Source organism: Avibacterium sp. 21-586, from assembly GCF_026226775.1.
Classification (GTDB): Bacteria; Pseudomonadota; Gammaproteobacteria; order Enterobacterales; family Pasteurellaceae; genus Avibacterium.
In genome coordinates this window covers 1,388,145-1,411,646 of record NZ_JAKKOD010000001.1, presented here as the reverse complement: position 1 = coordinate 1,411,646, position 23,502 = coordinate 1,388,145, and the positions used below count along the sequence as shown (strand labels likewise).

Sequence of the window (23,502 nt, the reverse complement as noted above, 5' to 3'; positions counted from 1 at the left end):
TCTAGATCGCCAGTTATTTGGCAAATTGAAGTCTAATAGAACAATATTACAGTTTTATGACAATCTTCCATTTCTTATAAAATTTTAATAAATTGCACACTCTGTATGATAAAACTAACCTCTCTTATTCCTTTTTATAGTTCTTTGTATTCAGTTTTATTGCAAGGTGTGATGAGCGTTATTGGCTTAGAAAGTGCGCGTTGAGGGGAATTCGATATAACACTATACTTAATCGAAAAAATTTCGTATGTAAATCTAAAATCCATAAAAAAATCACCGCACTTTCGCGATGATTTTTGTATGTTTTAATAAAAATTATTTTTTCTTTGCATACTTAAGTGAATCAATTGCCACCGCAAAGATAATGATGCTACCTTTGATAATATATTGCCAATATGGATTTACACCAATGTAAGTGAGTCCATAGTTGATTACTGTAAAAATGAGCACCCCTGTTACAACCCCCATCACCGTACCAACGCCACCGGCAAAGGAAACCCCACCAACAACACAAGCAGCAATCGCATCAAGCTCATACATAAATCCGAGATTATTGGTGGCACTACCAATACGTCCAGCTTCAAGCATTCCGCCGAAAGCATAAAACACACCAGCAATCATATAGATAATAACAAGGTTACGAGTTACATTGACTCCAGAAACGCGCGCTGCCTCTGGGTTTCCACCAATCGCAAAGATATTTTTGCCGAAGCGAGTTTTGTTCCATAAAATCCATACGAATAACGCGCAAATGGCGGCATAGATTGTGATATAGGATAATTTGAAAGTGCCTAAACGGAAAAAGCCCTGAGAAAACGTGGAAAATTGCTCGTTAAATCCAGCAATTGGCGATGAACCTACTGCATCATAATAAAGTGAGTTAATACCATAAACAATAATCATTGTTCCCATAGTAGCAATAAATGGTGTGACGTTAAGATAGGCAATCACGATACCATTCACTAACCCAATTAATGCCCCCACCACACAAACAGTGAGAATAACAACAGGAATCGGAATCTCACTTAAATTAGGAAACACACGGTTCATATTATCCATCGCTTGCAGAAGTGTAGCTGAAATTACCGCGGCAAGCCCGACTTGACGCCCTGCGGATAAGTCTGTTCCTTGAGTAATCAGCACCCCCGCCACACCAAGGGCAATGATTAAACGCACAGAAGATTGGGTAAGAATATTACTAAAATTTCTTAAACTCAAAAAGCTGGAATCTTGCATAATGATAATGCCAAGAAGCACCAGCAGCACAAAGTAAATAGCGTTTTGTTTAAGGAAATCTAGCGATTTATTTTGTTTTAAAGCTGACATAATTCATTTCCTTCTAAATTAAAGATATTTTGCGGCAAGTTGCAGAATTTCTTCTTGCGACGTTTTTGCAGTTTCTACAATGCCCGCCACTTTTCCGTTACTCATTACCAAAATACGGTCGGTTACGCCTAACAGTTCTGGCATTTCGGAAGAAATCATAATAATGCCTTTATCTTTTTTGGCGAGTTCCATAATCAGTTGGTAAATTTCAAATTTTGCACCAATATCAATGCCGCGCGTTGGTTCATCAAGCATTAAAATCTCAGGCTGAGTGAGCAACCAGCGACCAATCACCACTTTTTGCTGATTTCCGCCTGAAAGTGAGCCAATGGTAGTTTTATGTGATGGCGTTTTCACATTCATTGCATCAATCACCCATTGGGTGTCGCTTTTCATTTTCTCGCCACTTAATAAGCCAAGCCGTCCTAGATAGGATTTCATATTTGAAATCAATGAGTTAAATTCAATATTTAGATTGGAATAAATCCCTGTGGAACGGCGCTCTTCCGTTACCAAGGCAAAACCGTTATTAATGGCTTCAAGTGCGGTGCGATTTTTCATTGTTTTTCCGTACAATTTAATCTCGCCCGTTTTACGTTCACGTACGCCGAAAATGGTTTCAACGATGTCCGTGCGTTTTGCCCCAACAAGCCCTGCAATGCCGAGAATTTCCCCTTTACGAAGTTGGAAGCTGACATTTTGAATAGAGGGTTGGTTCAGTGCAGTCAGGTTTTCAACTTCTAAAATCACTTCTTGTGGTGTGTTGGTTTTTTCAGGGAAACGTTGCGTTAGCTCACGCCCTACCATCATTGCCACAATATCATCCATGGTGACGTCTTTTACTGGGACAGTATTGATCCATTTGCCATCACGTAAAATAGTGATTTCATCGCAAATTTTGAAAATTTCGTCCATTTTATGGGAAATATAAATAATCCCGCAGCCACGTGCTTTCAGCTTTTCGATGATTTTAAATAAATGTTCCACTTCTTTTTCTGATAGTGATGAAGTGGGTTCGTCCATAATCACAATTTTTGCGTTGTAAGAAAAGGCCTTTGCAATTTCAATCATTTGCATTTGTGAAACAGAGAGATTCGCCACTTTTTCTTTTGGATCAACATCAATATCCAATTCATCAAAAATGGCTTTAGTATCACGATACATTTTGGCGTGATCCACAAATACGCCTTTTAGTGGATAACGTCCTAACCACAGGTTATCCATCACATTACGTTGGCGCACAAGATTGAGTTCTTGGTGAACCATAGAGATGCCATTCTCAAGTGCCTCTTTCGAGGTTTTAAAATTCACGGGGCGATTTAAAAAGAGAATCTCCCCTTCATCTTTCGCATAAATACCAAATAAACATTTAAGCAAGGTGGATTTCCCCGCCCCATTTTCTCCCATCAATGCGTGTACTGAATGAGAACGCACGGTGAGATTTGCCCGGTCTAAAGCTTTAACGCCCGGAAAGGTTTTGCTTACATTCGTCATTGTAAGCAAGACTTCTTGGGTATCTGGTGTTCGTTCTGTCATAGCCACCCCCACAGAAAAGGGGAAGCCTGCCTTCCCCTATAGCAATAAAATTATTTTAAGAAATCTTTTAGGTTATCGGCATCAACGCCCACATAAGGAATTCGTAGTACTTTATTTTCTAATGTCCAGTTTGTTCCTTCAGCAATAGGCTTACCTTTGGCTAAGTTATCGGCAAATTGCACAATCACTTTACCTTGTGTTACACCATCATTTAGTACTGTTCCAGCTATTTCACCTTTTTTGACTAACTGTAACACTTCTGGTAGAGCATCTACACCAAAGATTGGTAATTTTTTACCGTGTGCTTTAGTGGCCTCTAAGGCCCCCATTGCCATACCATCATTGTTAGAAATAATCACTTCAATTTCATTAGCTTTCGGACTTGATAACCACGCATCCATTTTATCTTTCGCTAATGCCGCATCCCACATCCCTGTGTCGATAAAGAGTTGTTCGGTTTCAATGCCATTTTTATTTAGCTCTTCAATCACATATTTAGTACGTGCTTCTGCATCTGGGTGGCCTGGCTCACCTTTTAATAAGACATATTGAATTTTGCCATCTTTATTTAAGTCATAAGCAGGGTTGGCTTTCCAGTGTTTCGCAATCAACTGACCTTGGATCACGCCAGATTCTTTCGGCTCAGTCCCTACATAATAAGCTTGTTCATAACTACCAATAGCTTTTGCACCAGGATCTTTATTGAAGAAAATCACTGGCACATCTTCTAACTGTGCTTTTTTGATAATGGTTGGCGCAGCCGCTGGATCAACCAGATTAATCGCAAGGGCTTTCACCCCTTTAGAAATCAATACATCTACTTGGTCATTTTGCACTGATTGGGCATTTTGTGAATCATTCATTAACAATTCAATGTCTTTAAATTGTTTTGCTTCTTTATCAATTTCTTGACGCATTAATGACATAAAGTTGTCATCATATTTATAAATAGTTACCCCCACACGATTCGCTGCTTGAGCAACAGTACCAGCAAGCCCCAAGGTTAAAGCAAGTGCGGTGATTTTTAATGAGATTTTTTTCATAGGGATAGCTCCTTAATTGTTTAGTGGAAAATTGACCTCTAGCGCACTTAAGCATATAAGAAAATAAGCTGTAAGACTGTGATCCCCCTCACACTTACTGTAAGCGATTACAAAAAATATTCAAAAATGTGACGATGATCATAAATCAATCACAAGGTTCTGTGGAAAATCGTCTGACTAGGGTGGGGTTAAATTGGGTATGAATTGGTGTATTAATGCGGTTATCCACCAAACTTAACGCTAGATTTGCTGCATAAGTTGCCATTAAATCAATGGGATAGCGAATGGTGGTGAGCTTAGGGATCAGATAGCGAGCAATCGGCATATCATCAAAACCGATAATGGAAAATTGTTTCGGCACGTTGATACTGTTTTCATTCAAAACTGAAATGGCACCCGCTGCCATTGTGTCGTTGTAGGCAACCACAGCAGTTAAATCAGAATTGTAGCTCAACAAATGGATCATCGCTTGCTCGCCCCCCTCGAAATCAGGTGAACTGTGCGCAATACGGTGTTCTGCCATTGGCAAATTGTGCTGCGCAAGAGCATTCAAATAGCCTTGAATGCGTTCTGCTTCATCACTGATTTGGTGATTTGAGCCAATATAGCCAATTTGCTTATGCCCAAGGCGGATTAAATTTTCCGTGGCAATAAACGTACCTTTGGTATTATCCAAGCTCACGCAGCGATTTTCATAGCCTTGTACCACGCGATTAATCACCACCATTCCCGCAATACGGCTTAAATATTGGCTGAGTTCTTCATCACTCAACGCTTTAGCGTGAACTACCAAACAGCTACAACGCTTGCGTAGCAAGGTTTCAATCGCGTTACGTTCCTTTTCCGCATTATGATAGCCAATGCCGATCAAAATGCTTTTGTGGTGTAGCTCCGCCACTTTATCCACTGCTTTCACTAAAATCGCAAAGAAAGGATCAGTAACATCAGTCACCACCACACCAATGGTGTCGGTGGTTTGCAAAGCAAGGGCTTGCGCATTAGCATTAGGGTGATAGCCCAATTCCTGCACTGCTTTTTGCACTACCAGACGAGCTTTTTCACTAGCAGAAGAATGATTATTCAACACGCGCGAAACTGTTGCCACCGAAACACCCGCCTGTTTTGCTACATCACGAATGGTAATCATATTCTCCCCTAAAAACTCTGCAAATTAACACCGCACTTATCATATAAAGAATTCAGTTCGATTGAAAACGCTTCCCCTTAAAAATGACAACTTTATCACAAAAAATGCTACTTATTTGCTAATTTGTGATCTAGTTAAAAGTTTATTTTGTGTAATCTGTTATTTTATAGCAGTGTTTATGTAACCGTTTTCAAAAAATTTCAAGAAAGGGGAATATTATGTCTGAACAATTTGTTGCGGCCGATCATCCACACCGCCGCTATAATCCGCTGATTGACCGTTGGGTGCTGGTTTCTCCCCATCGAGCAAAACGTCCGTGGCAAGGTCAGCAAGAAAAAAATGAAGAAGAACAAAAACCTTGCTATGATCCAAGCTGCTACCTTTGCCCAAACAATAAGCGCATTACAGGTGAACAAAACCCTGATTACCGCAAGCCTTTTGTGTTTAAAAATGACTTTTCCGCCTTGTTAGAACAAACGCCAGCCCCCGCGCCGAGTGCTGATCCCCTTTTTCAAACCGCTCAAGCAGAGGGAGAAAGCCGTGTGATTTGCTTTTCACCTGATCACAGCAAAACCTTGCCATTGCTGACGGTGGAAGAAATTGCTGATGTCATTGACGTATGGCAAACTCAGCTTAACGAGCTAGGGCAGCGTTATGCTTGGGTGCAAATCTTTGAAAATAAAGGGGCTGCAATGGGTTGTTCCAATCCGCACCCACACGGGCAAATTTGGGCGAATAGTTTTCTCCCTAATGAAGTGGCGCAAGAAGATTTAGCGCAACAACGTTACTTTGAAAAATACGGTTCAGTACTATTGGTGGACTATGTGCAGCGTGAATTAGCGCTGAAAGAACGCATTGTGGTTGAAACCAAACACTGGGTTGCCCTTGTGCCTTATTGGGCTGTGTGGCCATTTGAGACGTTGTTGTTGCCAAAAGCCCATATTAAAAATTTTGCCCAGCTCAGCGCTGAACAACAGCAAGATTTAGCGCTTGCTTTGAAATTGCTCTCCACCAAATATGACAATCTGTTTGAAACCTCTTTCCCTTATTCAATGGGCTTTCATTTTGCCCCATTTAATGGCAAAGAAAATGATCATTGGCAATTGCACGCGCATTTTTATCCCCCATTATTACGTTCTGCCACGGTGCGAAAATTTATGGTGGGCTATGAAATGCTGGGCGAAAGCCAGCGCGATCTCACCGCAGAACAAGCAGCAGAAAGATTACGTGCCTTAAGCGACATTCATTATAAATTACGCTAAATCAGAGAAAGGAGATAACCAATGACCCCACAACAACGAGCAGAACAATTATTTTCCGAAAAATTCCACCGCACTTTTGATCTGCGTGTTTATGCCCCTGGGCGTGTCAATATTATCGGCGAGCATACGGATTACAATGACGGCTTTGTAATGCCCTGTGCGATTAATTACGGCACAGCAGTATGCGGTGCAAAACGTGATGACAACCTTTTCCGTGTTTATGCGGCCGATCTTGATGAGTTTGACGAGTTTGATCTTGCTAAACCTATTGAGCCTAATCCTGCACACAAATGGACGGGCTATGTGCGTGGCGTGGTGAAATTTATTCAAGCGCAATGTCCCGACTTCAAACAAGGCGCAGATTTAGTCATTAGTGGCAATGTGCCACTTTCTGCAGGGTTAAGCTCTTCCGCTTCTCTTGAGGTGGCGGTGGGTAAATTCTGCCAGCAGCTCGCACAACTTCCGCTCAGCGATACGCAGCTGGCGTTAATCGGGCAGCAAGCAGAAAACAAATTTGTAGGCGCGAATTGCGGCAATATGGATCAATTAATTTCCGCCCTTGGCCAAAAAGATCATTTATTGATGATCGATTGCCGTAGCCTTGAAACCCAACCTACCCCTGTCCCTAATAATGTGGCAGTGATGATCGTCAATTCTCACGTTAAACACGATTTAGTGGCTGGCGAATACAACACACGCCGTGCACAATGCGAACAAGCTGCAGAATTTTTTGGCGTGAAAGCCTTGCGTGATGTATCCATAGAACAATTTGAAAAAATGGAAGAAAAACTCACCGCACTTGATCCTATTGTGGCTAAACGCGCCAGACACGTTGTTAGCGAAAACGCACGCGTGCTTGCCGCGGTGGAAGCCTTAAAACAAGGTGATCTCACAAAACTTGGGCAATTAATGGCACAATCCCACGATTCAATGCGCGATGATTTCGAGATCACCGTGCCACAAATTGATTACTTAGTCGAACTAGCCCAACTTGCTGTGGGTAACACAGGCGGCGCAAGAATGACAGGCGGTGGCTTTGGTGGCTGTATCGTGGTGGTTGCACCGTTGGATAAGGTGGACGCGGTGCGTAATATCATCGCAGAAAACTACGAAAAACAAACCGGATTAAAAGAAGATTTTTATGTTTGCACTGCCTCACAAGGGGTCACCGTATGTTAAGACAATCTCACACTGGGCTTGCGCCAGACGGCAAGCCCTTCAACCTATTTACCCTAACCAATCAGAAAGGAATGTGCATTCAATTAATGGATTGGGGCGCAACTTGGCTTTCTTGCCAAGTACCTGTTAATGGCGACTTACAAGAAGTGCTATTGGGCGCGCAAGTGCCTGATTACCTAAAACAACAAGCCTATTTAGGTGCAACCGTGGGGCGTTATGCCAACCGCATTGCCAACAGCCGTTTTCGTTTAAATGGCAGAACGGTTTACCTTAGTGCCAATCAAGGCAAACACCAACTTCACGGCGGTGAAGGCTTTGATAAACGCCGTTGGCAAGTGGAAAAGTGCGGTGATAATTTTGTCCAATTTTCTCTGTTCTCGCCAGATGGAGATCAAGGGTTTATCGGCAATGTGCAAGTAAAAACCACTTATCGCTTAACGCAACAAAATAGCATTCGCATTGAATTTGAAGCCCTAAGCGATGAATACACACCACTTAATCTCACCAATCACGCCTATTTTAATTTAGATAACGCAAGCCAAGGCGCGGACGTGCGAGGACATTTTCTGCAACTCAATGCAGACTATTTTTTACCGGTGAACGAACAAGGCATTCCTAGCGCCCCACTCAAAGCCGTGCAAGGCTCAAGTTTTGATTTCCGCCAAGAAAAACCTCTTGCGCAAGATTTCTTACAACAAGAACAGCAGCTCACCAAAGGCTATGATCACGCCTTTTTACTCAATGGCACACAACCTTGCGCTGTGCTGACTTCCAGCAATCGTGAGCTTTCCCTTACCCTTTCCACCTCACAACCAGCATTACAAATTTACACAGGAAATTATCTGGCTGGCACGCCAAATCGCCTAGGCTATACTTACCAAGACTATCAAGGCATCGCCCTTGAACCCGAATGCCTGCCAGACACCCCAAACCACCCAGAATGGCAAAAATATGGCGGCATTAGTAAGAAAAATCGGCCTTATAAACAATGGATTGAGTATCAGTTTGACTACAATTTTAACGCCACATAAAATAAATAAAATGTGCGAATAAAAACTAAAATAGTTCTGTACATCTCAATTTTTACTTCTATAATACGCTCCTTAATTAATTTATCTCTTATTTTAACCTTAGGAGCTTTTATGAGTTTTATGAAAGAATTCCGCGAATTTGCAATGCGTGGAAATGTTGTTGATATGGCTGTCGGTGTGGTTATCGGTGGTGCATTTGGTAAAATCGTAAGTTCATTCGTCGCAGACGTGATTATGCCCGTATTAGGTCTATTTACTGGTGGCGTGGACTTCAAAGATTTACACATTGTCTTAAAACAAGCGGTAGGCGAAGTGCCAGCTGTAACCTTAAACTATGGTCTATTCGTACAAAATATCGTTGATTTTGTGATTATTGCTTTCGCAATCTTCTTAGTAATCAAAGGTATCAATAAAATGAAAAAACCTGTTGAAGAAGCTCCAGCAGCCCCAGCAGAACCTTCAAATGAAGAAAAATTATTAACAGAAATTCGTGATTTATTGAAAAAATAATTCTTGCTTTCGGTTACAATCTCCCTCATCGTAGGGAGTTTTTTTATCTCCGCAATCCACTCAATTCACTATATAGGAGGAAACTATGAAAGCAATTCCCGATAACACAGAATTACAACAACAAACACAGGAAATCATCTCTCAATTATTAGAAGATGGTAGTGATCCCGATGCACTTTACATTATCGAACACCATATTAGCCATTATGATTTTGACAAATTAGAAAAAATTGCAGTTGATGTGTTTAAAGCTGGTTATGAAGTATCTGACGCGGAAGAATTTCAAGATGAAGAGGGTAAACTCTTATTTTCCTTTGATGCGATTAGCGAAATTGAACTAAATGCTGAACTCATTTCTACTCAACAGCAAGAACTTATACCAATAATTAGTAAATTAAATGGTATTTATGATGGCTGGGGAACTTACTTTGAAGATCCTAATGCTACAGATGATGAATACGGTGAAGATGGCGAGTTTTTTGATGACTTAGAAGATACTCATCCAAATCATCATTAATCGCATCGTTTTAATTTCAACTAAAAACCTATAAAAAAATACCCGCACTTTTAATAAATGCGGGTATTTTATTATTTCAATAGCTCATCTTAATGATATAAAACCACTTCCTCTGGAATCCCAAAGAAGCTACTGAAAACAAGCTCTGTACTACTACCTGACGCTTTCACTCTTACTTTAGGGTTAGCTTTTTTCACTTTCCACACTCCTTTTAAAGTCACTTTTACATCAAGTGGTTTCGGGCGTTTGCCATTCACAATATTTAAGTTAGTAGTTACACCACTTACGATAAGTTAATCCCCACCCTTCTTAGTCATTACTATCGCTGGCATATTGGCTGATTTATAAAATGCGTAGTTATTACGCATAATTTAGCGTAATCGAGAATTAAACATTCAAGTTAAAATTATCAGCTAAAATAGACACATATCTAAAAGATATCCTTGCTCATTATGCCCATCTTCAATTTATCTCCATCGTTATAAGCAATATTCCCCCAACTTAATATAGTATTGCACTTGCTGTCAGGATTGATGAAAGTAACAAAAAAAGGTCAGCTTTCGCTAACCTTTCGTTTAAAAATTTATCTTATAGATATTTAATTTTTAGCTCTTTTGCCACGGCAATTTGTTGTTCGGTGGCTTTGGCGGTCATTGGTTCGCGGCAGTAGCCTGCGTCCACGCCTTCAAGTTTAAGCAATTCTTTAATGGTGAGATACAAGCCGTTTGCCAAAATGCCTTCGATAAGATCATTAGTAACCTGTTGAATTTCGCGGGCTTCAGCCAGTTTACCTGCTTGGGTGAGTTCAAAAATTTGTCTTGCCCGAACGCCATTTACATTAAACGTACTGCCGATCGCACCGTCCACGCCAAGGGCCACAGCTGGTAACATCATTTCATCAAAACCCGCCCATACAAGGTGATCAGGATAGGCCTTTTTCAAGCGTTCTAGCAAATAAAAATCACCTGCAGTGAATTTTACGCCTAACACTTTCGGGTTTTTATACAATTCACCGAATTGTTCCACGCCAATATTCACACCTGTTAAGAATGGAATGGAATAGACAATCATATTATTGCCTGTTTCAGCAATAATGGTGTCGTAATAATGTTTGATTTCTGCAAAGCTAAATTTGTAGTAGAACGGGGTTACTGCAGACAGGCTGTCGTAACCGAGTTCCGTGGCGTATTTCCCTAATTCCACAGCTTCGTGTAAATTGACGCTACCTACTTGTGCAATCAGTGCTACTTGGTCTTTTGCTTCGTCTTTGGCAATGCGGAAAATTTCTTTTTTCTCTGCAGTGGAAATCATAAAGTTTTCCCCTGTGCTACCACCCACATACAAGCCGTCCACTTTCATTTTATCAATGTTGTGGCGAATAATTTCACGTAAGCCTTTTTCATTGATTGAACCATCTTCGTTGTAAGATACAAGTAAGGCGCTAAAAATGCCTTTTAAATTTTTCATTGGTTTCTCCTAAACTAATTTATTTAATCCGCTGTTCTAAAATCACATTCACGGTTTTTTGCTTCACTTCTGTTGCATTTTCTTCTTCGGCTTGCACGATCAAGGCATAAATTAAATCTAACACAAAGAGCTGTGCAATTTTTGTTCCGATAGAATCGCCTTGTAGTTGCCCCTGTCGATGTCCGTTGATAAGAACATAATCAGCAACCTGTGTAATGGGCGAGCGTAAATTGTGGGTTAGTGCCACGGTCGTTGCCCCATTTTTCTTGGCGATATTCAAAGATTGTGTAGTTTCTTTGGAATAACCTGAATGGCTAATACCAATCACTACATCATCTTTATTCATCAACGCGGCTTGCATATACATAAAATGGTTGTTGCTAATAGCATCCACCTGTAACCCAATACGCATTAATTTATGTTTTGTATCCTCTGCGGTGATGCCTGATGAGCCCACACCGAAAAGAAATACGCGTTTTGCCTGACGCATTGCCAGCACCACTTGTTCAAGCTGTTTTACATCAAGCAAATTAATGGTTTCTTTAATCACATTATTAATGGAATTATGCAGTTTTTCTGCGATGTTCTGCGTATCATCATTTTTGCTAATATCGCTTTCTAACAAAGAATTTTGCTGTTTTTCTTTGGTTGCCAATTCAATGGAAAGCTGTAATTTGAAATCAGTGAAACCTTTGAACCCGAGGGTTCGGCAAAAACGAATAAATGTCGCTTCCCCCACATCAAACTGCTGTGAAATTTCCGCCAATGAAAATTGGCTTAACAAATGCGGAGAAGATAAGATTGTCGTCGCAATTTTCTTCTCCGTTTTTGTCAGGCTGTTATACAACGCCCCAATGGTATCCAGAATATTCCCACTTGTTGCAACCATAAAGCTTTTCCCCTTATGTTTGTTTAGCTCACTAAATCCACAGGTACTTTTACCACTAATTTTTTGATAAATTCAGGCTTTTCCCCTGCCATACAGCCCGGTTTATGAGGCTCATAAGGGAAAAACACGACAAACATTTTTGGCGATAAACGCACCGCACTTTTATTGGGAATATCTGGCGTAAGTTGATAATCACTTTCCTCGTTGTACTCATTATAAGCACTCAGATCAGGCTCATTCACGCCGTATTCAATCACCTCGTTACCGCTAATTAACAGTTGAATATCAATGTATTGATGGTGAAGTTCCGCTTGCTTGCTATCACTTGGTTCGGTGTCCAATTCCATCACATTCATATAAACTTGATCAGTGAGATCGTGGCGTCCAAGAGTTAATCCTGTGAGATCCATTCGTTTTAATTGATGACAAATTTCTGCCAGTATCCTTGGTAAACCTCTGGCAAAATCATCACGGGTTAAATCGCCTAAAATCATTTTGTACTCCTTCGATTTTTATTTTTTTACTACTTGTTGCTCTAGCCAATAAGCCGCACCTAATAAGCCTGCATCAGCACCAGATTGGGCGGCTTCAACAGGGCATTGATAAAACGCTGGCATTGTCTGTAAATATTGTTGCACTAAAGGCAAATAACCTTCTGCCAAGCCTACGCTACCTCCTAGCACCACTTTTTGAATATCTAGGCTAATCACCATATCGGCAATTAAATTGGCAATAGTTTGTGCGGAACGTTGCACAAGTGCGGTAGCTTTTTCGTCATTTTTTCTAAAACGTTCAAACACCTCTTTTGGCGAACAAGGTTCTACCCATTGTGAAGACACCGCCTCAATGGCGCGTCCTGATGCAATGGCTTCCACACAACCTTTACGCCCACAACCGCACATTGGTCCATTGGGATCAGCAAGGCTATGCCCAATATGCCCAGCAATGCCGTTTTCACCTGTGGTTAATTTGCCATTTAAAATGATGCCACCACCCACGCCCGTGGAAACAGTAATAAATAAGAAATTTTGCACCGCACTTTTATCTTGTGCTTGTAATTGATATTCCGCACAGACCGCAGCTTGCACATCATTGAGTAAGCCAATAGGCTTATCGGTGTAACGCGCAATGCACGCTTTTAGTGGAAAATTGGCGAGTCCTCCCAAATTTTTGGGGTTAAGCGCAGTTAGCACACCACGATTAATAATTCCTGTGGAGGCCACGGCTATCGCATCAAACTGCCCTGCATATTCTGTTACTAAGGTTTGTAACGCCTGCTCCATTCCTTGTGCAGACTGATCTTGCGGAGTGCTAATTTGCTGGCGTTGTGAAATCACGCCATTTTCTACCAATGCGGCGGCAATTTTTGTGCCACCAATATCTAATGCTAAACAACGCATACGCCGTCCTCGCTTTGATTATGATTTTGCAGATTTCACTGCACAGGCAAACCAGCTCACAATATGTTCTAAGCGAGTGAGCGCTGATCCCACAGTAACCACATCTGCGCCAATTTCAATGGCATTTTTCGCCAGTTCTGGGGTATTGTAGCGCCCTTCCGCCATCACATAACAGCCTGCGGCTTTGAGATCTTTCACCAGTTGATAATCAGGCTCATCAGGCACTTCGCCGCCTGTATACCCCGACATTGTGCTACCCACAATATCAAAACCGAGTTTTTGGCAATACAGCCCTTCTTCCAAGTTCGAGCAATCTGCCATTGCCAAACAACCTAATTCTTTGATTTTTTTCACCGCACTTTCAAGGGATACGGGGCGCGTGCGCAATGTGCCATCTACGGCAATAATATCTGCTCCCGCCAACGCCAAATCTTCAATATCTTGCAAAAATGGCGTGATCCGCACAGGGCTATCTGGCAAATCACGTTTTACAATCCCAATAATAGGTTTATCCACCACAGGACGAGTGGCTTTTAAATTTTCGACCCCTTCAATTCGCAATCCAGCCGCGCCTCCTTGCACTGAGGCTTGCGCCATTGCCGCTACAATTTCAGGTTTATCCATAGGGCCATCATCAACAGGTTGGCAAGAGGCAATAAGCCCGTAGCGAAGCTGGTTTAGCACATCGTGATGTGATAATTTTGACATATAAACTCCAAGATATTTTTAAGAAAAGAAGTTAATTTTCGCTAGCTGCTAGGATAGACCTCTGAAAATAAAATACAAGAAAAATAGTTTAAAAGTGAGATCTAGATCATAAATTGGAGTAAAATTTCATTAAAGAGTTTGAAAAAACGCCATTATCCTTGTATTTTAAAAGAGAAATAAGTTTTTTTGCTGGAAATGATGTTTCTCTTAAGTCAAAAAAAATCATATTTTTTTGAAATATTACTTCATTAAACTTTGAGAATAAAAACATTAGAAGGCAAATCAGTTTCGCATTTGATTATAAACAAATATCACAATCTTTAGTTGAACATCTTTGGAGTTCCTATGAAATATTTGAATAAAGTAGAAGAATGGATAGGTGGCGTTTTATTTCTCATTATTTTTCTTATTCTTCTAGCCCAAATCGTTGCTCGCCAAGTTTTTGATTCTCCGTTTATCTGGAGTGAAGAACTGGCTCGCTTACTCTTTGTTTATGTCGCTATGTTTGGCATTAGTATGGCAACGCGTTCGCAACAGCACGTTTACATAGACTTTCTCACGAATTTAATGCCTGAAAAAGTGCGAAAAGCCATAACCTCTTTTGTTCAACTGATCATTTTTAGCTGTATTTTCTTATTTATCTATTTAGGTTTTAAGGTCTTTTTAGACGCGAGTTTTGAGATTGTGTCCTTGCAGATTTCAGAAAAATGGCTTTATGCCCCACTGCCATTGATGTCAATTTTAATATTTATCCGCTTTCTGCAAGCACAAGGGGAAAATTACAAAAATCAACTGAGCTATTTACCTGCCACCTTCTATATTATTCTGGCATTGATTCTATTTGCAATGTTGATGCTCCACCCGGAATGGTTCAAAGTGTTACGTATTAGCAACTACATCAAGTTCGGCAGCAATGCGGTTTATGTCTCTTTAATCGTATGGTTAGTAATTATGTTTCTTGGTACGCCTGTAGGTTGGTCGCTATTTATTGTTACCATTTTATATTTCGCAATGACCCGCTGGAGTGTGGTCAATTCAGCCTCATCAAAATTAGTTGATAGCCTAAACAGCTTCCCATTACTTTCCGTTCCGTTCTTTATCCTAACTGGGATTTTAATGAACACAGGGGGTATAACCGAACGGATTTTCAACTTTGCGAAAGCCTTGTTAGGGCATTATTCTGGCGGTATGGGACACGTTAATATCGGAGCAAGTTTGATTTTCTCTGGAATGTCAGGTTCAGCTCTGGCGGATGCTGGAGGATTAGGTCAGCTTGAAATTAAAGCAATGCGTGATGCTGGTTATGATGATGATATTTGTGGTGGAATTACCGCAGCATCTTGTATCATTGGGCCACTTGTGCCACCAAGTATTGCGATGATTATTTATGGTGTAATCGCCAACGAATCTATCGCCAAACTCTTTGTAGCAGGCTTTGTACCGGGTGTTTTACTGACGATCGCCTTAATGGCAATGAACTATGCGATTGCCAAAAAACGCCATTATCCAAAAACGCCAAAAGCCTCATTACAACAACGTTGTGAAGCATTCAAAAAAGCCATTTGGGCAATCCTAACCCCAATTTTAATTATTGGTGGTATTTTCTCCGGCTTATTCACGCCAACAGAAGCCGCCGTGATCGCCGCTGCCTACTCGATTATTATTGGAATGTTTGTATACCGCGAACTCACCTTAAAAATGGTGTTCAAAAGCTGTGTTGAAGCAATGGCAATCACAGGGGTAACAGCCCTAATGGTGATGACGGTAACTTTCTTCGGCGATATGATCGCCCGCGAGCAAGTGGCAATGCGCATTGCCGATCTCTTTATGGCAGTGGCAGATACACCAACAATGGTGCTCATTATGATCAATTTACTTCTTCTCTTTTTAGGAATGTTTATTGATGCCCTTGCGCTACAATTCTTAGTGTTGCCAATGCTGATTCCAATTGCGATACACTTTGGCATTGATCTGGTGTTCTTTGGTGTGATGACAACATTAAATATGATGGTAGGAATTTTAACCCCGCCAATGGGAATGGCATTATTTGTCGTAGCTCGTGTGGGGAATATGCCTGTCAGTACAGTAACCAGAGGAGTGCTCCCTTTCTTAATCCCTGTAGTGACAACCTTAGTGGTTATTACCGTCTTCCCACAAATTATAACGTTTATTCCAAATCTATTAATGCCTTAAGCACAAAATAGAAAATAAAAAGTGCGGGTGAAAATTCACCCGCTTTTTCATCACTAAAAATTCCTAAAAAGACACCGCACTTTAATTCTTAGGAAAATCTTTTTGAAAAAATGGAGTATCGTTTCATATTAATAAAACACTCAACGCTTAAAAATCAATTCATTTCAATATAAGAGACGCTTAAAAGTTTTTTTAATCTTTTTTCAATTTTGTGATATAGCTCTCAGTAATGAAATATCACTTCATTTATTATATAGCCATTAGGATGTTTCCTCCGTTGTTTGGCGTTGTCGTATCCCCAAAGAGAAATACACCCTAACCATTTAGATTTTAATGTTCACTCTGCAAATCAATGAAAGGAGAATTGCAATGAAATTAAACAAACTTGCTCTTGCTACATTATGTTTAGGTCTATCTAGCTCGGTGTTTGCCGCAGACTATAACTTAAAATTTGGTATGGTTGCTGGCACCAGCTCCAATGAGTATAAAGCTGTTGAGTTCTTCGCTCAAGAAGTGAAAGACAAATCACAAGGTAAAATTGAAATTGCAATTTTCCCAAGTGCTCAGCTTGGTGATGATCGCTTAATGTTAAAACAACTTAAAGACGGCGCATTAGACTTCACCCTTGCGGAATCTGCACGTTTCCAAATTTTCTACCCAGAAGCGGAGGTATTTGCACTGCCTTATATGTTGAAAAACTTTGATGTGGCGAAAAAAGCGGTGTTAGAAACAAACTTTGGTAAAAACTTATTCGCCAAAATCAATAAAGAATTGGGCGTGAGCGTGCTTTCTATCGGCTATAACGGTACTCGTCAAACTACTTCAAACCGTCCAATTAATAGCATTGCAGATATGAAGGGCTTGAAACTTCGCGTACCAAATGCGGCGACTAACCTTGCTTTCGCTAAATATGTAGGGGCAACCCCAACACCAATGGCTTTCTCTGAAGTGTATCTTGCGTTACAAACCAATGCAGTAGATGGTCAAGAAAACCCATTACCAACGATTCAGGCGCAAAAATTCTATGAAGTACAGAAATACTTAGCCTTAACTAATCATATTTTGAACGATCAACTATACCTTATCAGTAATGAAACCCTTGATGAGTTACCCGATGATTTGAAAGCTGTAGTGAAAGAAGCTGCTCTTAAAGCGGCAGATTATCACACAAAATTATTTGTGGACGGTGAAAATGAGTTAATCGCTTTCTTCCAAGAAAAAGGCGTAACCGTAACAAAACCCGATCTTGCTCCGTTTAAAGCGGCGTTACAACCATACTACGATGAATACTTGAAAAAGAATGGTGAAGTTGGAAAACAAGCTGTAGAAGAAATCTCTGAGTTAGCTAAATAAGCGGTTTGCTTGCTCAATTTATTAAGCAATAACCTTAACGACAAGAGGTCAATATGAAAAAAACAGCATTACATAGTGCATTATTTGCTGCGATTGCAATGACAGCATTTGCTGCACAAGCAAGCCAATATCCTGATTTGCCTGTAGGGATTAAAAGCGGAACAGGGGCATTAATTGGCGATACCGTTTATGTTGGTTTAGGAACGGGTGGAGATAAATTTTATTCTCTCAACTTAAAAGAGAAAGAGGCTAAATGGCAAGAGTTGCCTACTTTCCCAGGTGGGAAACGTAATCAACCAGTTTCTGCTGGCGTAGATGGTAAGCTCTATGTGTTTGGCGGTTTCCAAGATACCGATGTGGCGAAAAATCAAGTGATCAATGATGCTTATCGCTATGATCCTAAAACAAACACTTGGACAAAATTGCAAACCCGCTCACCACGTTCAGCTGTGGGCGCAAGCGTAGCAGAAACCAACGGTAAAATTTATTTTGTAGGCGGAATTAACCAAGAAATTTGGAACGGACTTTTCCAAGATATTGCTGCCGCAGGTGGTGATAAAGACAAAGAAAAAGCCATTTTTGATCCTTATTTCAACTTACGCGTACAGGATTTCTTCTTCTCACCAGAAATTGTCAGCTATGAACCCGCCACCAACACGTGGCGTAACGAAGGTATTTTCCCATACTCAGGACGAGCAGGGGCAGCGGTGGCAATTAAGGATAACAAACTTCTTGTTGTAAACGGAGAAGTAAAAGCAGGATTGCGAACCCAAACCACGGAACTTGGTACAATCGGTAAAAATGGAGTTACTTGGAAAAAATTAGGTGATTTACCAACACCGAAAGGGCAAAAACAACAAGAAGGTATTGCTGGCGCAATGGGGGGCTACACCTACGGTAACTATATTGTAACCGGTGGAGCAAACTTCCCGGGGGCACGAGCAAATTATCAAAATGGTATTACCGACGCACATCGCACTGGTGGGTTGAAAAAAACTTGGCATAGTGATGTTTATGCACTCAATGCCAAGAAAGGTACTTGGAAAATCATTGGTAACTTACCAGAGCCAATTGGTTACGGGGTGAGCGTCAGCTATGATAATAAAGTGCTATTAATCGGTGGTGAGGGTCAAGGAGGAAAAGCGCTAACCTCAGTTCAAACAATGAGTTATGATGGAAAAAAACTGGTTGTTGAATAAAATATTTCTATTAATATAAATTTAAAGCCTCATTTCAAGAGGCTTTTTTTTCGTACAATTAATAATTGCAAATATTCTATTCTTTTATTTCTTCCAGTTTTTCAACGCATCAGCAAAGGCATTACCCATTGCGCTGTTATTTTGTGGCTTACGCGCTGCTTGTGCGTTACGCTGATTTTTCGCCGTCAAAGTGCGGTGATTTTTTTCGCCATTTTGTGATTTATCCACAGGCTGTTCGTCTAAACGCATTGTCAGCGCAATACGCTTACGCGCCACGTCCACTTCCAACACTTTGACTTTCACAATATCCCCGGTTTTCACCACATCGTGCGGATCTTCCACAAATTTATTGGAAAGGGAAGAAATATGCACCAGCCCGTCCTGATGCACGCCAATATCCACAAACGCACCAAAGTTGGTTACGTTGGTTACCGTTCCCTCAAGGATCATTCCTGCTTTCAAATCACTGATTTCTTCCACGCCGTCCATAAAGGTGGCAGTTTTAAATTCACCACGCGGATCACGCCCTGGTTTTTCTAGCTCTTTGAAAATATCTTGCACCGTTGGCAAACCAAATTGTTCATCAATAAATTGTTTTGGATCGAGCTGACGAATGGCGCTGGCGTTGCCCATTAAATCTTGGATAGATTGATGCGTGGCTTGCAAGATTTTTTCCACCACAGGATAGGTTTCAGGGTGAACGCCTGACGCATCAAGGAGATTTTGCCCCGCAGAAATGCGCATAAAGCCCGCACATTGTTCAAAAGCTTTTGGCCCTAAACGGGACACTTTTTTCAGCTCTTCACGGTTTTCAAAACGGCCATTCTCATCACGGAATTGCACGATATTTTGCGCGAGCGTTTTGGTCATTCCTGCTACGCGAGCAAGTAACGGTACAGAAGCGGTATTAAGATCCACGCCCACCGCATTCACACAATCTTCCACCACTGCATCTAATTTGCGTGCTAATTGAGTTTGGTTCACATCGTGCTGATATTGCCCCACGCCAATAGCTTTTGGCTCAATTTTCACTAATTCCGCGAGCGGATCTTGCAAACGGCGCGCAATGGACACCGCACCACGCAAAGATACATCAAGCTGTGGAAATTCTTGTGCGGCTAATTCAGAAGCAGAATAGACAGAAGCGCCTGCTTCACTCACCACCACGGTTTGTGGTTTTTGCCCTGAGATTTGCTTTAATACATCTTTAGCAAAGCGTTCCGTTTCTCTCGATGCTGTGCCATTTCCAATGGCGATCAGTTCTACATTATGGCGTTCAATTAATTGATAAAGGCTAGCCATTGCAGCCGCCGTTTGCCCTGTGTGTGGATAAATGGTATCCGTAGCCAATAATTTTCCTGTATTATCCACAACCGCAACTTTGACACCTGTACGCAAACCGGGATCTAACCCCATTGTGTTTTTTGCACCTGCTGGGGCGGCCATTAAAAGTGCGGTAAGATTTCGGGCAAAAACATTAATAGCTTCCTCTTCCGCTTTCTCACGCAGCTGGCTCATTAATTCTGTTTCTAAATGCAATGAAACCTTAATCCGCCACGTCCAGCTGATCACCTGCTCACGCCATTTGTCTGCTGGCTGTTGGTTAAAATGCACGCCCAAATGTTGGCGAATAATTTCTTCACAATAACTCTGACGCGCCCCTTCTTCCTGTTCTGGATCGGCATTTAAACTCAACTGCAAAATGCCCTCATTACGTCCACGGAACATTGCTAAAGCACGGTGCGAAGGCACATTATGCCAAAGCTCTTGGTGGTCAAAATAATCTTGGAATTTTTCCCCTTCCTGTTCTTTACCCTCTAAAACTTTAGAAATTAACACCGCACTTTGTTGCAAATACTGACGCACTTTAGCCAATAATTGGGCGTCTTCAGCGAAGCGTTCCATTAAAATATAACGCACGCCGTCTAACACGGCCTTGCTATCGGCAAAGCCTTTTTCTGCGTCAATATAAGCGCTTGCTGCGGTTTCAGGATCTTGGCTTGGATCATTCCAAAGGCTTTCCGCCAACGGTTCAAGCCCTGCTTCAATGGCGATTTGCCCTTTAGTACGGCGTTTCGGTTTGTACGGCAAATACAAATCTTCCAGCTCGGTTTTGCTTTGGGTCTGTTGGATTTGGTTGCGTAATTCTTCCGTCAATTTGCCCTGTTCTTCAATGGATTTCAAAATGGTTTGACGGCGATCTTCTAACTCACGCAAATAAATCAAGCGGGTTTCAAAATGGCGTAATTGGGTGTCATCTAAGCCGCCCGTTACTTCTTTACGATAACGCGCGATAAAAGGAATGGTGTTGCCTTCATCCAATAATTGAATCGCAGCTAAAATTTGCTGCGGGCGTACCGCAAGCTCTGCGGCAATAATTTGGGAAATTTGTTGATTTAGCATTGGCTCTTATTTTGATTAGTAAAACAATTAGTAAAAAATTTTCATAGGATACTGGTTTTGTGGGCTTTGCTCAAATATTTATTGTAGACTCATGCTATCTTTCGCGACGCCTTTGTTTTATGATAAATTTTATTTAGACTAAATGAATTAAGAAATGACAATGGACTTAAGGCACCGAGAACCCCATTTTTGCCGCTTTGCGTTGCAACAATTAATGCCCTTTGTGGATCAATTCCCTATCCAATATTTAACGGGTAAACAGGGGTGTCAAATTGCCTATCGCCATTTTTTGCATGCCGAAACCTCACCAAGTGCGGTTCGAAAATTGATGATTTTAGTCAATGGACGGGCAGAGAATATGCTGAAATGGTCAGAACTAGCTTATGATTTTTATCGCTGGGGCTATGATGTATTACTTTTCGATCATCGCGGGCAGGGCTATTCACAGCGTTTATTAGCGGATAAAGATAAAGGGTACATTGATGAATTCCGCTTTTACTGCGAGGATATGAATGCTGTTATCAAGCAAATCACTCATCATTATGATTATTCGCAACAACACCTGCTTGCTCATTCTCTAGGCTCACTCATTTCGGCTTATTATTTGGCGAACTATGATCATCATATTCAAAGTGCGGTGCTTTCTTCGCCATTTTTTGGCTTACCAACTAAACATTTATTGCGCGATGAACTGATTATTAATTTGATGATGTTATTCGGGCAAGGGCAACGCTATGTGTTCGGCAAGAGCGCCTATAAACCCGCCAATCTGGATCAAAATGAACTCAGTTTTTGCAAAACAAGAATGAAATGGATGAACCGCATTAATCGTTATTTTCCTGAGTTAAGCCTTGGTGGACCAACTTTCCGCTGGGTGCATTTGTGTTTAACCGCAATTAAAGGGCTAGAAAAAATTTTGTCACGCATTGAAATTCCCGTTTTGGTTTTGCAAGCGGGCAAAGAAAAGATCGTAGAAAATGCGCAGCTGAAAAAATTGGTTGCCTGTTTGCCAAAAGGGCAACTGATCACAGTGGAAAATGCCAAACACGAGATTTTGTTTGAACGGGATAAAATTCGCGCCGAAGCCTTAAATGCAGTGCAAGCCTTTATTTCCAATAACGGTACAACAGTACGCCAAACAGCGTAAACAGCAGACTGCCGCCAAGATGCAAAGTAATAATTGCCAGCGCAGATAGCCATTTTTCCGTTAAAAAATCATTCACCACTTCAGCCGAAAAGGAAGAAAAGGTGGTGAGGCTGCCTAAAAATCCAGTAATCAAAAATAATCGCCACTCGCTAGAAAATTGCGGATATTGCCAAAGTAAGGCGATCAAAATGCCGATTAAAAAACAGCCAAGATAATTGGCGATAAGCGTGCCAAAGGCAAGAAAAGAAAACAGCGGATTTAGCAATTCGCTCAAGCCCCAACGAGTGCAAGCGCCGATTGCTGCGCCGCTGCTTATAATCAATAAAGATTGCCAAATCGCCATTTTTACCTGATCCCTGACCTAATACACACCAAAGGTGGCACGCAAATAGCTTGCCACCGCTTCGTGGCGATTCAAGCCAATTTGCTCTAAGAGCGGACAAGCCTGCACCAAGCGTGGATCAGCATTGCCCATAATACAACCTTTGCCCACTTCGCTGAGCATTTCTATATCATTCATACCATCACCAAAGGCAAGGCACGCGCTCAAATCATATTCACGCCCTTGTACCACTTGGGCAAGTGCGGTGGCTTTTGACACATTTTTATTCATAATCTCTAAACATTGCGGCGTGGAATAGGTGATATAAATCGCATCGCCAAAACGCGCTTTTAAATGCGCTTCAATCGGGGCTAGATCAGCGGCCGTGCGTCCAATAAAAAACACTTTTTCTGTGCCACGTCCGTGATGATGTTTGAAGTCCACTACTTGATACATAAAGCCTGAATCTTGATGATATTTGGCTAATTCTGGCATATCGATGCTGATAAACCAGCCATCATCTTGATAACTATTGGCGAACACATTTTTTTCATCATAAGGGGTTTGCATTATTTCCATTGCGATTTCATCAGGCAAACTGTTGCTTAACAGCAATTTACCTTGCAGATTATGCGCCCTTGCCCCATTTGATGTAATCAGCACCGCATTATCCAGCTTCACCTTGCCGACAATATGCGCCACGTCTTCATACTTGCGCCCCGTGGCGAGAATAATATCAATCTTTTCTTGCGATAATTTTTCAAGGGTTTCAATAGTAAAATCACCGATAACGTGATCCCCATTGAGTAATGTGCCGTCTAAATCTGAAACCACAGCACGAAATGGTCGATTTTGCATAGTCAACCTCCT

21 protein-coding genes are annotated in these 23,502 nt (G+C 41.3%); 9 read left to right on the top strand and 12 right to left on the bottom strand.

Translation table 11 applies throughout. From position 1 onward, the window contains the following. Positions 1–315 precede the first annotated feature (315 nt). From mglC to L5B71_RS06490, 4 genes are all read right to left on the bottom strand, one after another. Positions 316–1,326 carry a galactose/methyl galactoside ABC transporter permease MglC gene (mglC, locus tag L5B71_RS06505; protein WP_265757557.1) on the bottom strand — a complete coding sequence of 337 codons (1,011 nt, stop codon included), beginning with the start codon at positions 1,324–1,326 and terminating at the stop codon, positions 316–318. Between the two features lie 18 nt (positions 1,327–1,344). Next, entirely contained in the window at positions 1,345–2,862 is a 1,518-nt protein-coding gene (gene mglA, locus L5B71_RS06500) for a galactose/methyl galactoside ABC transporter ATP-binding protein MglA (RefSeq protein WP_265757556.1), read from the bottom strand. Positions 2,863–2,912: 50 nt separating this feature from the next. Beyond that, the gene (gene mglB, locus L5B71_RS06495; RefSeq protein ID WP_265757555.1) at positions 2,913–3,905 is read right to left on the bottom strand and encodes a galactose/glucose ABC transporter substrate-binding protein MglB; all 993 of its coding nucleotides are present in this window, start codon (positions 3,903–3,905) and stop codon (positions 2,913–2,915) included. Between the two features lie 145 nt (positions 3,906–4,050). Continuing rightward, complete coding sequence (locus L5B71_RS06490; RefSeq protein ID WP_265757554.1) at positions 4,051–5,052, bottom strand: substrate-binding domain-containing protein; 1,002 nt, start codon at positions 5,050–5,052, stop codon at positions 4,051–4,053. 218 nt (positions 5,053–5,270) lie between these two features. Here L5B71_RS06490 and galT point away from each other — a divergent pair, with 218 nt between their 5' ends. The 5 genes from galT to rraB all read left to right on the top strand — a co-directional run bounded on the left by galT (position 5,271) and on the right by rraB (position 9,551). Beyond that, the gene (gene galT / locus L5B71_RS06485) at positions 5,271–6,314 is read left to right on the top strand and encodes a galactose-1-phosphate uridylyltransferase (RefSeq protein WP_265757553.1); all 1,044 of its coding nucleotides are present in this window, start codon (positions 5,271–5,273) and stop codon (positions 6,312–6,314) included. A gap of 21 nt (positions 6,315–6,335) precedes the next feature. Continuing rightward, positions 6,336–7,493 carry a galactokinase gene (gene galK, locus L5B71_RS06480; RefSeq protein WP_265757552.1) on the top strand — a complete coding sequence of 386 codons (1,158 nt, stop codon included), beginning with the start codon at positions 6,336–6,338 and terminating at the stop codon, positions 7,491–7,493. Next, positions 7,487–8,524: a galactose-1-epimerase gene (gene galM / locus L5B71_RS06475; RefSeq protein ID WP_265757550.1), complete on the top strand. Its 1,038-nt coding sequence runs from the start codon at positions 7,487–7,489 to the stop codon at positions 8,522–8,524. The genes galK and galM overlap by 7 nt, the downstream gene beginning before the upstream one ends. Before the next feature lie 111 nt (positions 8,525–8,635). After that, positions 8,636–9,034, top strand: a complete 399-nt coding sequence (gene mscL / locus L5B71_RS06470) for a large-conductance mechanosensitive channel protein MscL (protein ID WP_265757548.1) — start codon at positions 8,636–8,638, stop codon at positions 9,032–9,034. A gap of 85 nt (positions 9,035–9,119) precedes the next feature. Next, a complete protein-coding gene (gene rraB, locus L5B71_RS06465) occupies positions 9,120–9,551 on the top strand; it encodes a ribonuclease E inhibitor RraB (RefSeq protein WP_265757546.1) in 432 nt (143 codons plus the stop codon). A gap of 588 nt (positions 9,552–10,139) precedes the next feature. Here rraB and nanA read toward each other — a convergent pair. Genes nanA through L5B71_RS06440 form a run of 5 tightly spaced genes read right to left on the bottom strand, consistent with a single transcriptional unit; the run spans position 10,140 to position 14,015 of the window. Further along, positions 10,140–11,018: an N-acetylneuraminate lyase gene (nanA, locus tag L5B71_RS06460; protein ID WP_265757545.1), complete on the bottom strand. Its 879-nt coding sequence runs from the start codon at positions 11,016–11,018 to the stop codon at positions 10,140–10,142. 19 nt (positions 11,019–11,037) lie between these two features. Then, positions 11,038–11,907 carry a MurR/RpiR family transcriptional regulator gene (locus L5B71_RS06455; RefSeq protein WP_265757544.1) on the bottom strand — a complete coding sequence of 290 codons (870 nt, stop codon included), beginning with the start codon at positions 11,905–11,907 and terminating at the stop codon, positions 11,038–11,040. 23 nt (positions 11,908–11,930) lie between these two features. Beyond that, positions 11,931–12,401: an N-acetylneuraminate anomerase gene (nanQ, locus tag L5B71_RS06450; RefSeq protein ID WP_265757543.1), complete on the bottom strand. Its 471-nt coding sequence runs from the start codon at positions 12,399–12,401 to the stop codon at positions 11,931–11,933. Between the two features lie 18 nt (positions 12,402–12,419). Continuing rightward, positions 12,420–13,307 carry an N-acetylmannosamine kinase gene (locus L5B71_RS06445; RefSeq protein WP_265757542.1) on the bottom strand — a complete coding sequence of 296 codons (888 nt, stop codon included), beginning with the start codon at positions 13,305–13,307 and terminating at the stop codon, positions 12,420–12,422. A gap of 18 nt (positions 13,308–13,325) precedes the next feature. Then, the gene (locus tag L5B71_RS06440; protein WP_265757541.1) at positions 13,326–14,015 is read right to left on the bottom strand and encodes an N-acetylmannosamine-6-phosphate 2-epimerase; all 690 of its coding nucleotides are present in this window, start codon (positions 14,013–14,015) and stop codon (positions 13,326–13,328) included. A gap of 345 nt (positions 14,016–14,360) precedes the next feature. On the opposite strand from L5B71_RS06440, the gene L5B71_RS06435 reads away from it, so the two are divergent. The 3 genes from L5B71_RS06435 (at position 14,361) to L5B71_RS06425 (ending at position 18,760) form a co-directional block, all read left to right on the top strand. Continuing rightward, positions 14,361–16,208, top strand: coding sequence for a TRAP transporter large permease subunit (locus L5B71_RS06435; RefSeq protein ID WP_265757540.1), 1,848 nt, complete (start codon positions 14,361–14,363; stop codon positions 16,206–16,208). Positions 16,209–16,577: 369 nt separating this feature from the next. After that, positions 16,578–17,561, top strand: coding sequence for a sialic acid TRAP transporter substrate-binding protein SiaP (locus tag L5B71_RS06430; protein ID WP_265757539.1), 984 nt, complete (start codon positions 16,578–16,580; stop codon positions 17,559–17,561). A gap of 53 nt (positions 17,562–17,614) precedes the next feature. Next, a complete protein-coding gene (locus L5B71_RS06425; protein WP_265757538.1) occupies positions 17,615–18,760 on the top strand; it encodes an N-acetylneuraminate epimerase in 1,146 nt (381 codons plus the stop codon). Positions 18,761–18,844: 84 nt separating this feature from the next. Here L5B71_RS06425 and L5B71_RS06420 read toward each other — a convergent pair whose 3' ends face one another. Then, a complete protein-coding gene (locus L5B71_RS06420; RefSeq protein WP_265757537.1) occupies positions 18,845–21,163 on the bottom strand; it encodes a Tex family protein in 2,319 nt (772 codons plus the stop codon). A 160-nt stretch (positions 21,164–21,323) separates the two neighbouring features. On the opposite strand from L5B71_RS06420, the gene L5B71_RS06415 reads away from it, so the two are divergent. Next, complete coding sequence (locus L5B71_RS06415) at positions 21,324–22,310, top strand: alpha/beta fold hydrolase (RefSeq protein ID WP_265757536.1); 987 nt, start codon at positions 21,324–21,326, stop codon at positions 22,308–22,310. Here the strand turns inward: L5B71_RS06415 and crcB are convergent. Together crcB and L5B71_RS06405 are read right to left on the bottom strand one after the other, a co-directional pair. Further along, entirely contained in the window at positions 22,270–22,653 is a 384-nt protein-coding gene (gene crcB / locus L5B71_RS06410; RefSeq protein ID WP_265757534.1) for a fluoride efflux transporter CrcB, read from the bottom strand. The two genes, L5B71_RS06415 and crcB, sit on opposite strands and share 41 nt — an antisense overlap. An 18-nt stretch (positions 22,654–22,671) precedes the next feature. Next, entirely contained in the window at positions 22,672–23,490 is an 819-nt protein-coding gene (locus L5B71_RS06405; RefSeq protein WP_265757533.1) for a Cof-type HAD-IIB family hydrolase, read from the bottom strand. Positions 23,491–23,502 lie beyond the last annotated feature (12 nt).

What these genes read in the sequence shown, in the direction of transcription:
- mglC (WP_265757557.1), bottom strand. Translation starts at nt 1,326, where the DNA reads ATGTCAGCTTTAAAACAAAATAAATCGCTAGATTTCCTTAAACAAAAC.
- mglA (WP_265757556.1), bottom strand. Translation starts at nt 2,862, where the DNA reads ATGACAGAACGAACACCAGATACCCAAGAAGTCTTGCTTACAATGACG.
- mglB (WP_265757555.1), bottom strand. Translation starts at nt 3,905, where the DNA reads ATGAAAAAAATCTCATTAAAAATCACCGCACTTGCTTTAACCTTGGGG.
- L5B71_RS06490 (WP_265757554.1), bottom strand. Translation starts at nt 5,052, where the DNA reads ATGATTACCATTCGTGATGTAGCAAAACAGGCGGGTGTTTCGGTGGCA.
- galT (WP_265757553.1), top strand. Translation starts at nt 5,271, where the DNA reads ATGTCTGAACAATTTGTTGCGGCCGATCATCCACACCGCCGCTATAAT.
- galK (WP_265757552.1), top strand. Translation starts at nt 6,336, where the DNA reads ATGACCCCACAACAACGAGCAGAACAATTATTTTCCGAAAAATTCCAC.
- galM (WP_265757550.1), top strand. Translation starts at nt 7,487, where the DNA reads ATGTTAAGACAATCTCACACTGGGCTTGCGCCAGACGGCAAGCCCTTC.
- mscL (WP_265757548.1), top strand. Translation starts at nt 8,636, where the DNA reads ATGAGTTTTATGAAAGAATTCCGCGAATTTGCAATGCGTGGAAATGTT.
- rraB (WP_265757546.1), top strand. Translation starts at nt 9,120, where the DNA reads ATGAAAGCAATTCCCGATAACACAGAATTACAACAACAAACACAGGAA.
- nanA (WP_265757545.1), bottom strand. Translation starts at nt 11,018, where the DNA reads ATGAAAAATTTAAAAGGCATTTTTAGCGCCTTACTTGTATCTTACAAC.
- L5B71_RS06455 (WP_265757544.1), bottom strand. Translation starts at nt 11,907, where the DNA reads ATGGTTGCAACAAGTGGGAATATTCTGGATACCATTGGGGCGTTGTAT.
- nanQ (WP_265757543.1), bottom strand. Translation starts at nt 12,401, where the DNA reads ATGATTTTAGGCGATTTAACCCGTGATGATTTTGCCAGAGGTTTACCA.
- L5B71_RS06445 (WP_265757542.1), bottom strand. Translation starts at nt 13,307, where the DNA reads ATGCGTTGTTTAGCATTAGATATTGGTGGCACAAAAATTGCCGCCGCA.
- L5B71_RS06440 (WP_265757541.1), bottom strand. Translation starts at nt 14,015, where the DNA reads ATGTCAAAATTATCACATCACGATGTGCTAAACCAGCTTCGCTACGGG.
- L5B71_RS06435 (WP_265757540.1), top strand. Translation starts at nt 14,361, where the DNA reads ATGAAATATTTGAATAAAGTAGAAGAATGGATAGGTGGCGTTTTATTT.
- L5B71_RS06430 (WP_265757539.1), top strand. Translation starts at nt 16,578, where the DNA reads ATGAAATTAAACAAACTTGCTCTTGCTACATTATGTTTAGGTCTATCT.
- L5B71_RS06425 (WP_265757538.1), top strand. Translation starts at nt 17,615, where the DNA reads ATGAAAAAAACAGCATTACATAGTGCATTATTTGCTGCGATTGCAATG.
- L5B71_RS06420 (WP_265757537.1), bottom strand. Translation starts at nt 21,163, where the DNA reads ATGCTAAATCAACAAATTTCCCAAATTATTGCCGCAGAGCTTGCGGTA.
- L5B71_RS06415 (WP_265757536.1), top strand. Translation starts at nt 21,324, where the DNA reads ATGGACTTAAGGCACCGAGAACCCCATTTTTGCCGCTTTGCGTTGCAA.
- crcB (WP_265757534.1), bottom strand. Translation starts at nt 22,653, where the DNA reads ATGGCGATTTGGCAATCTTTATTGATTATAAGCAGCGGCGCAGCAATC.
- L5B71_RS06405 (WP_265757533.1), bottom strand. Translation starts at nt 23,490, where the DNA reads ATGCAAAATCGACCATTTCGTGCTGTGGTTTCAGATTTAGACGGCACA.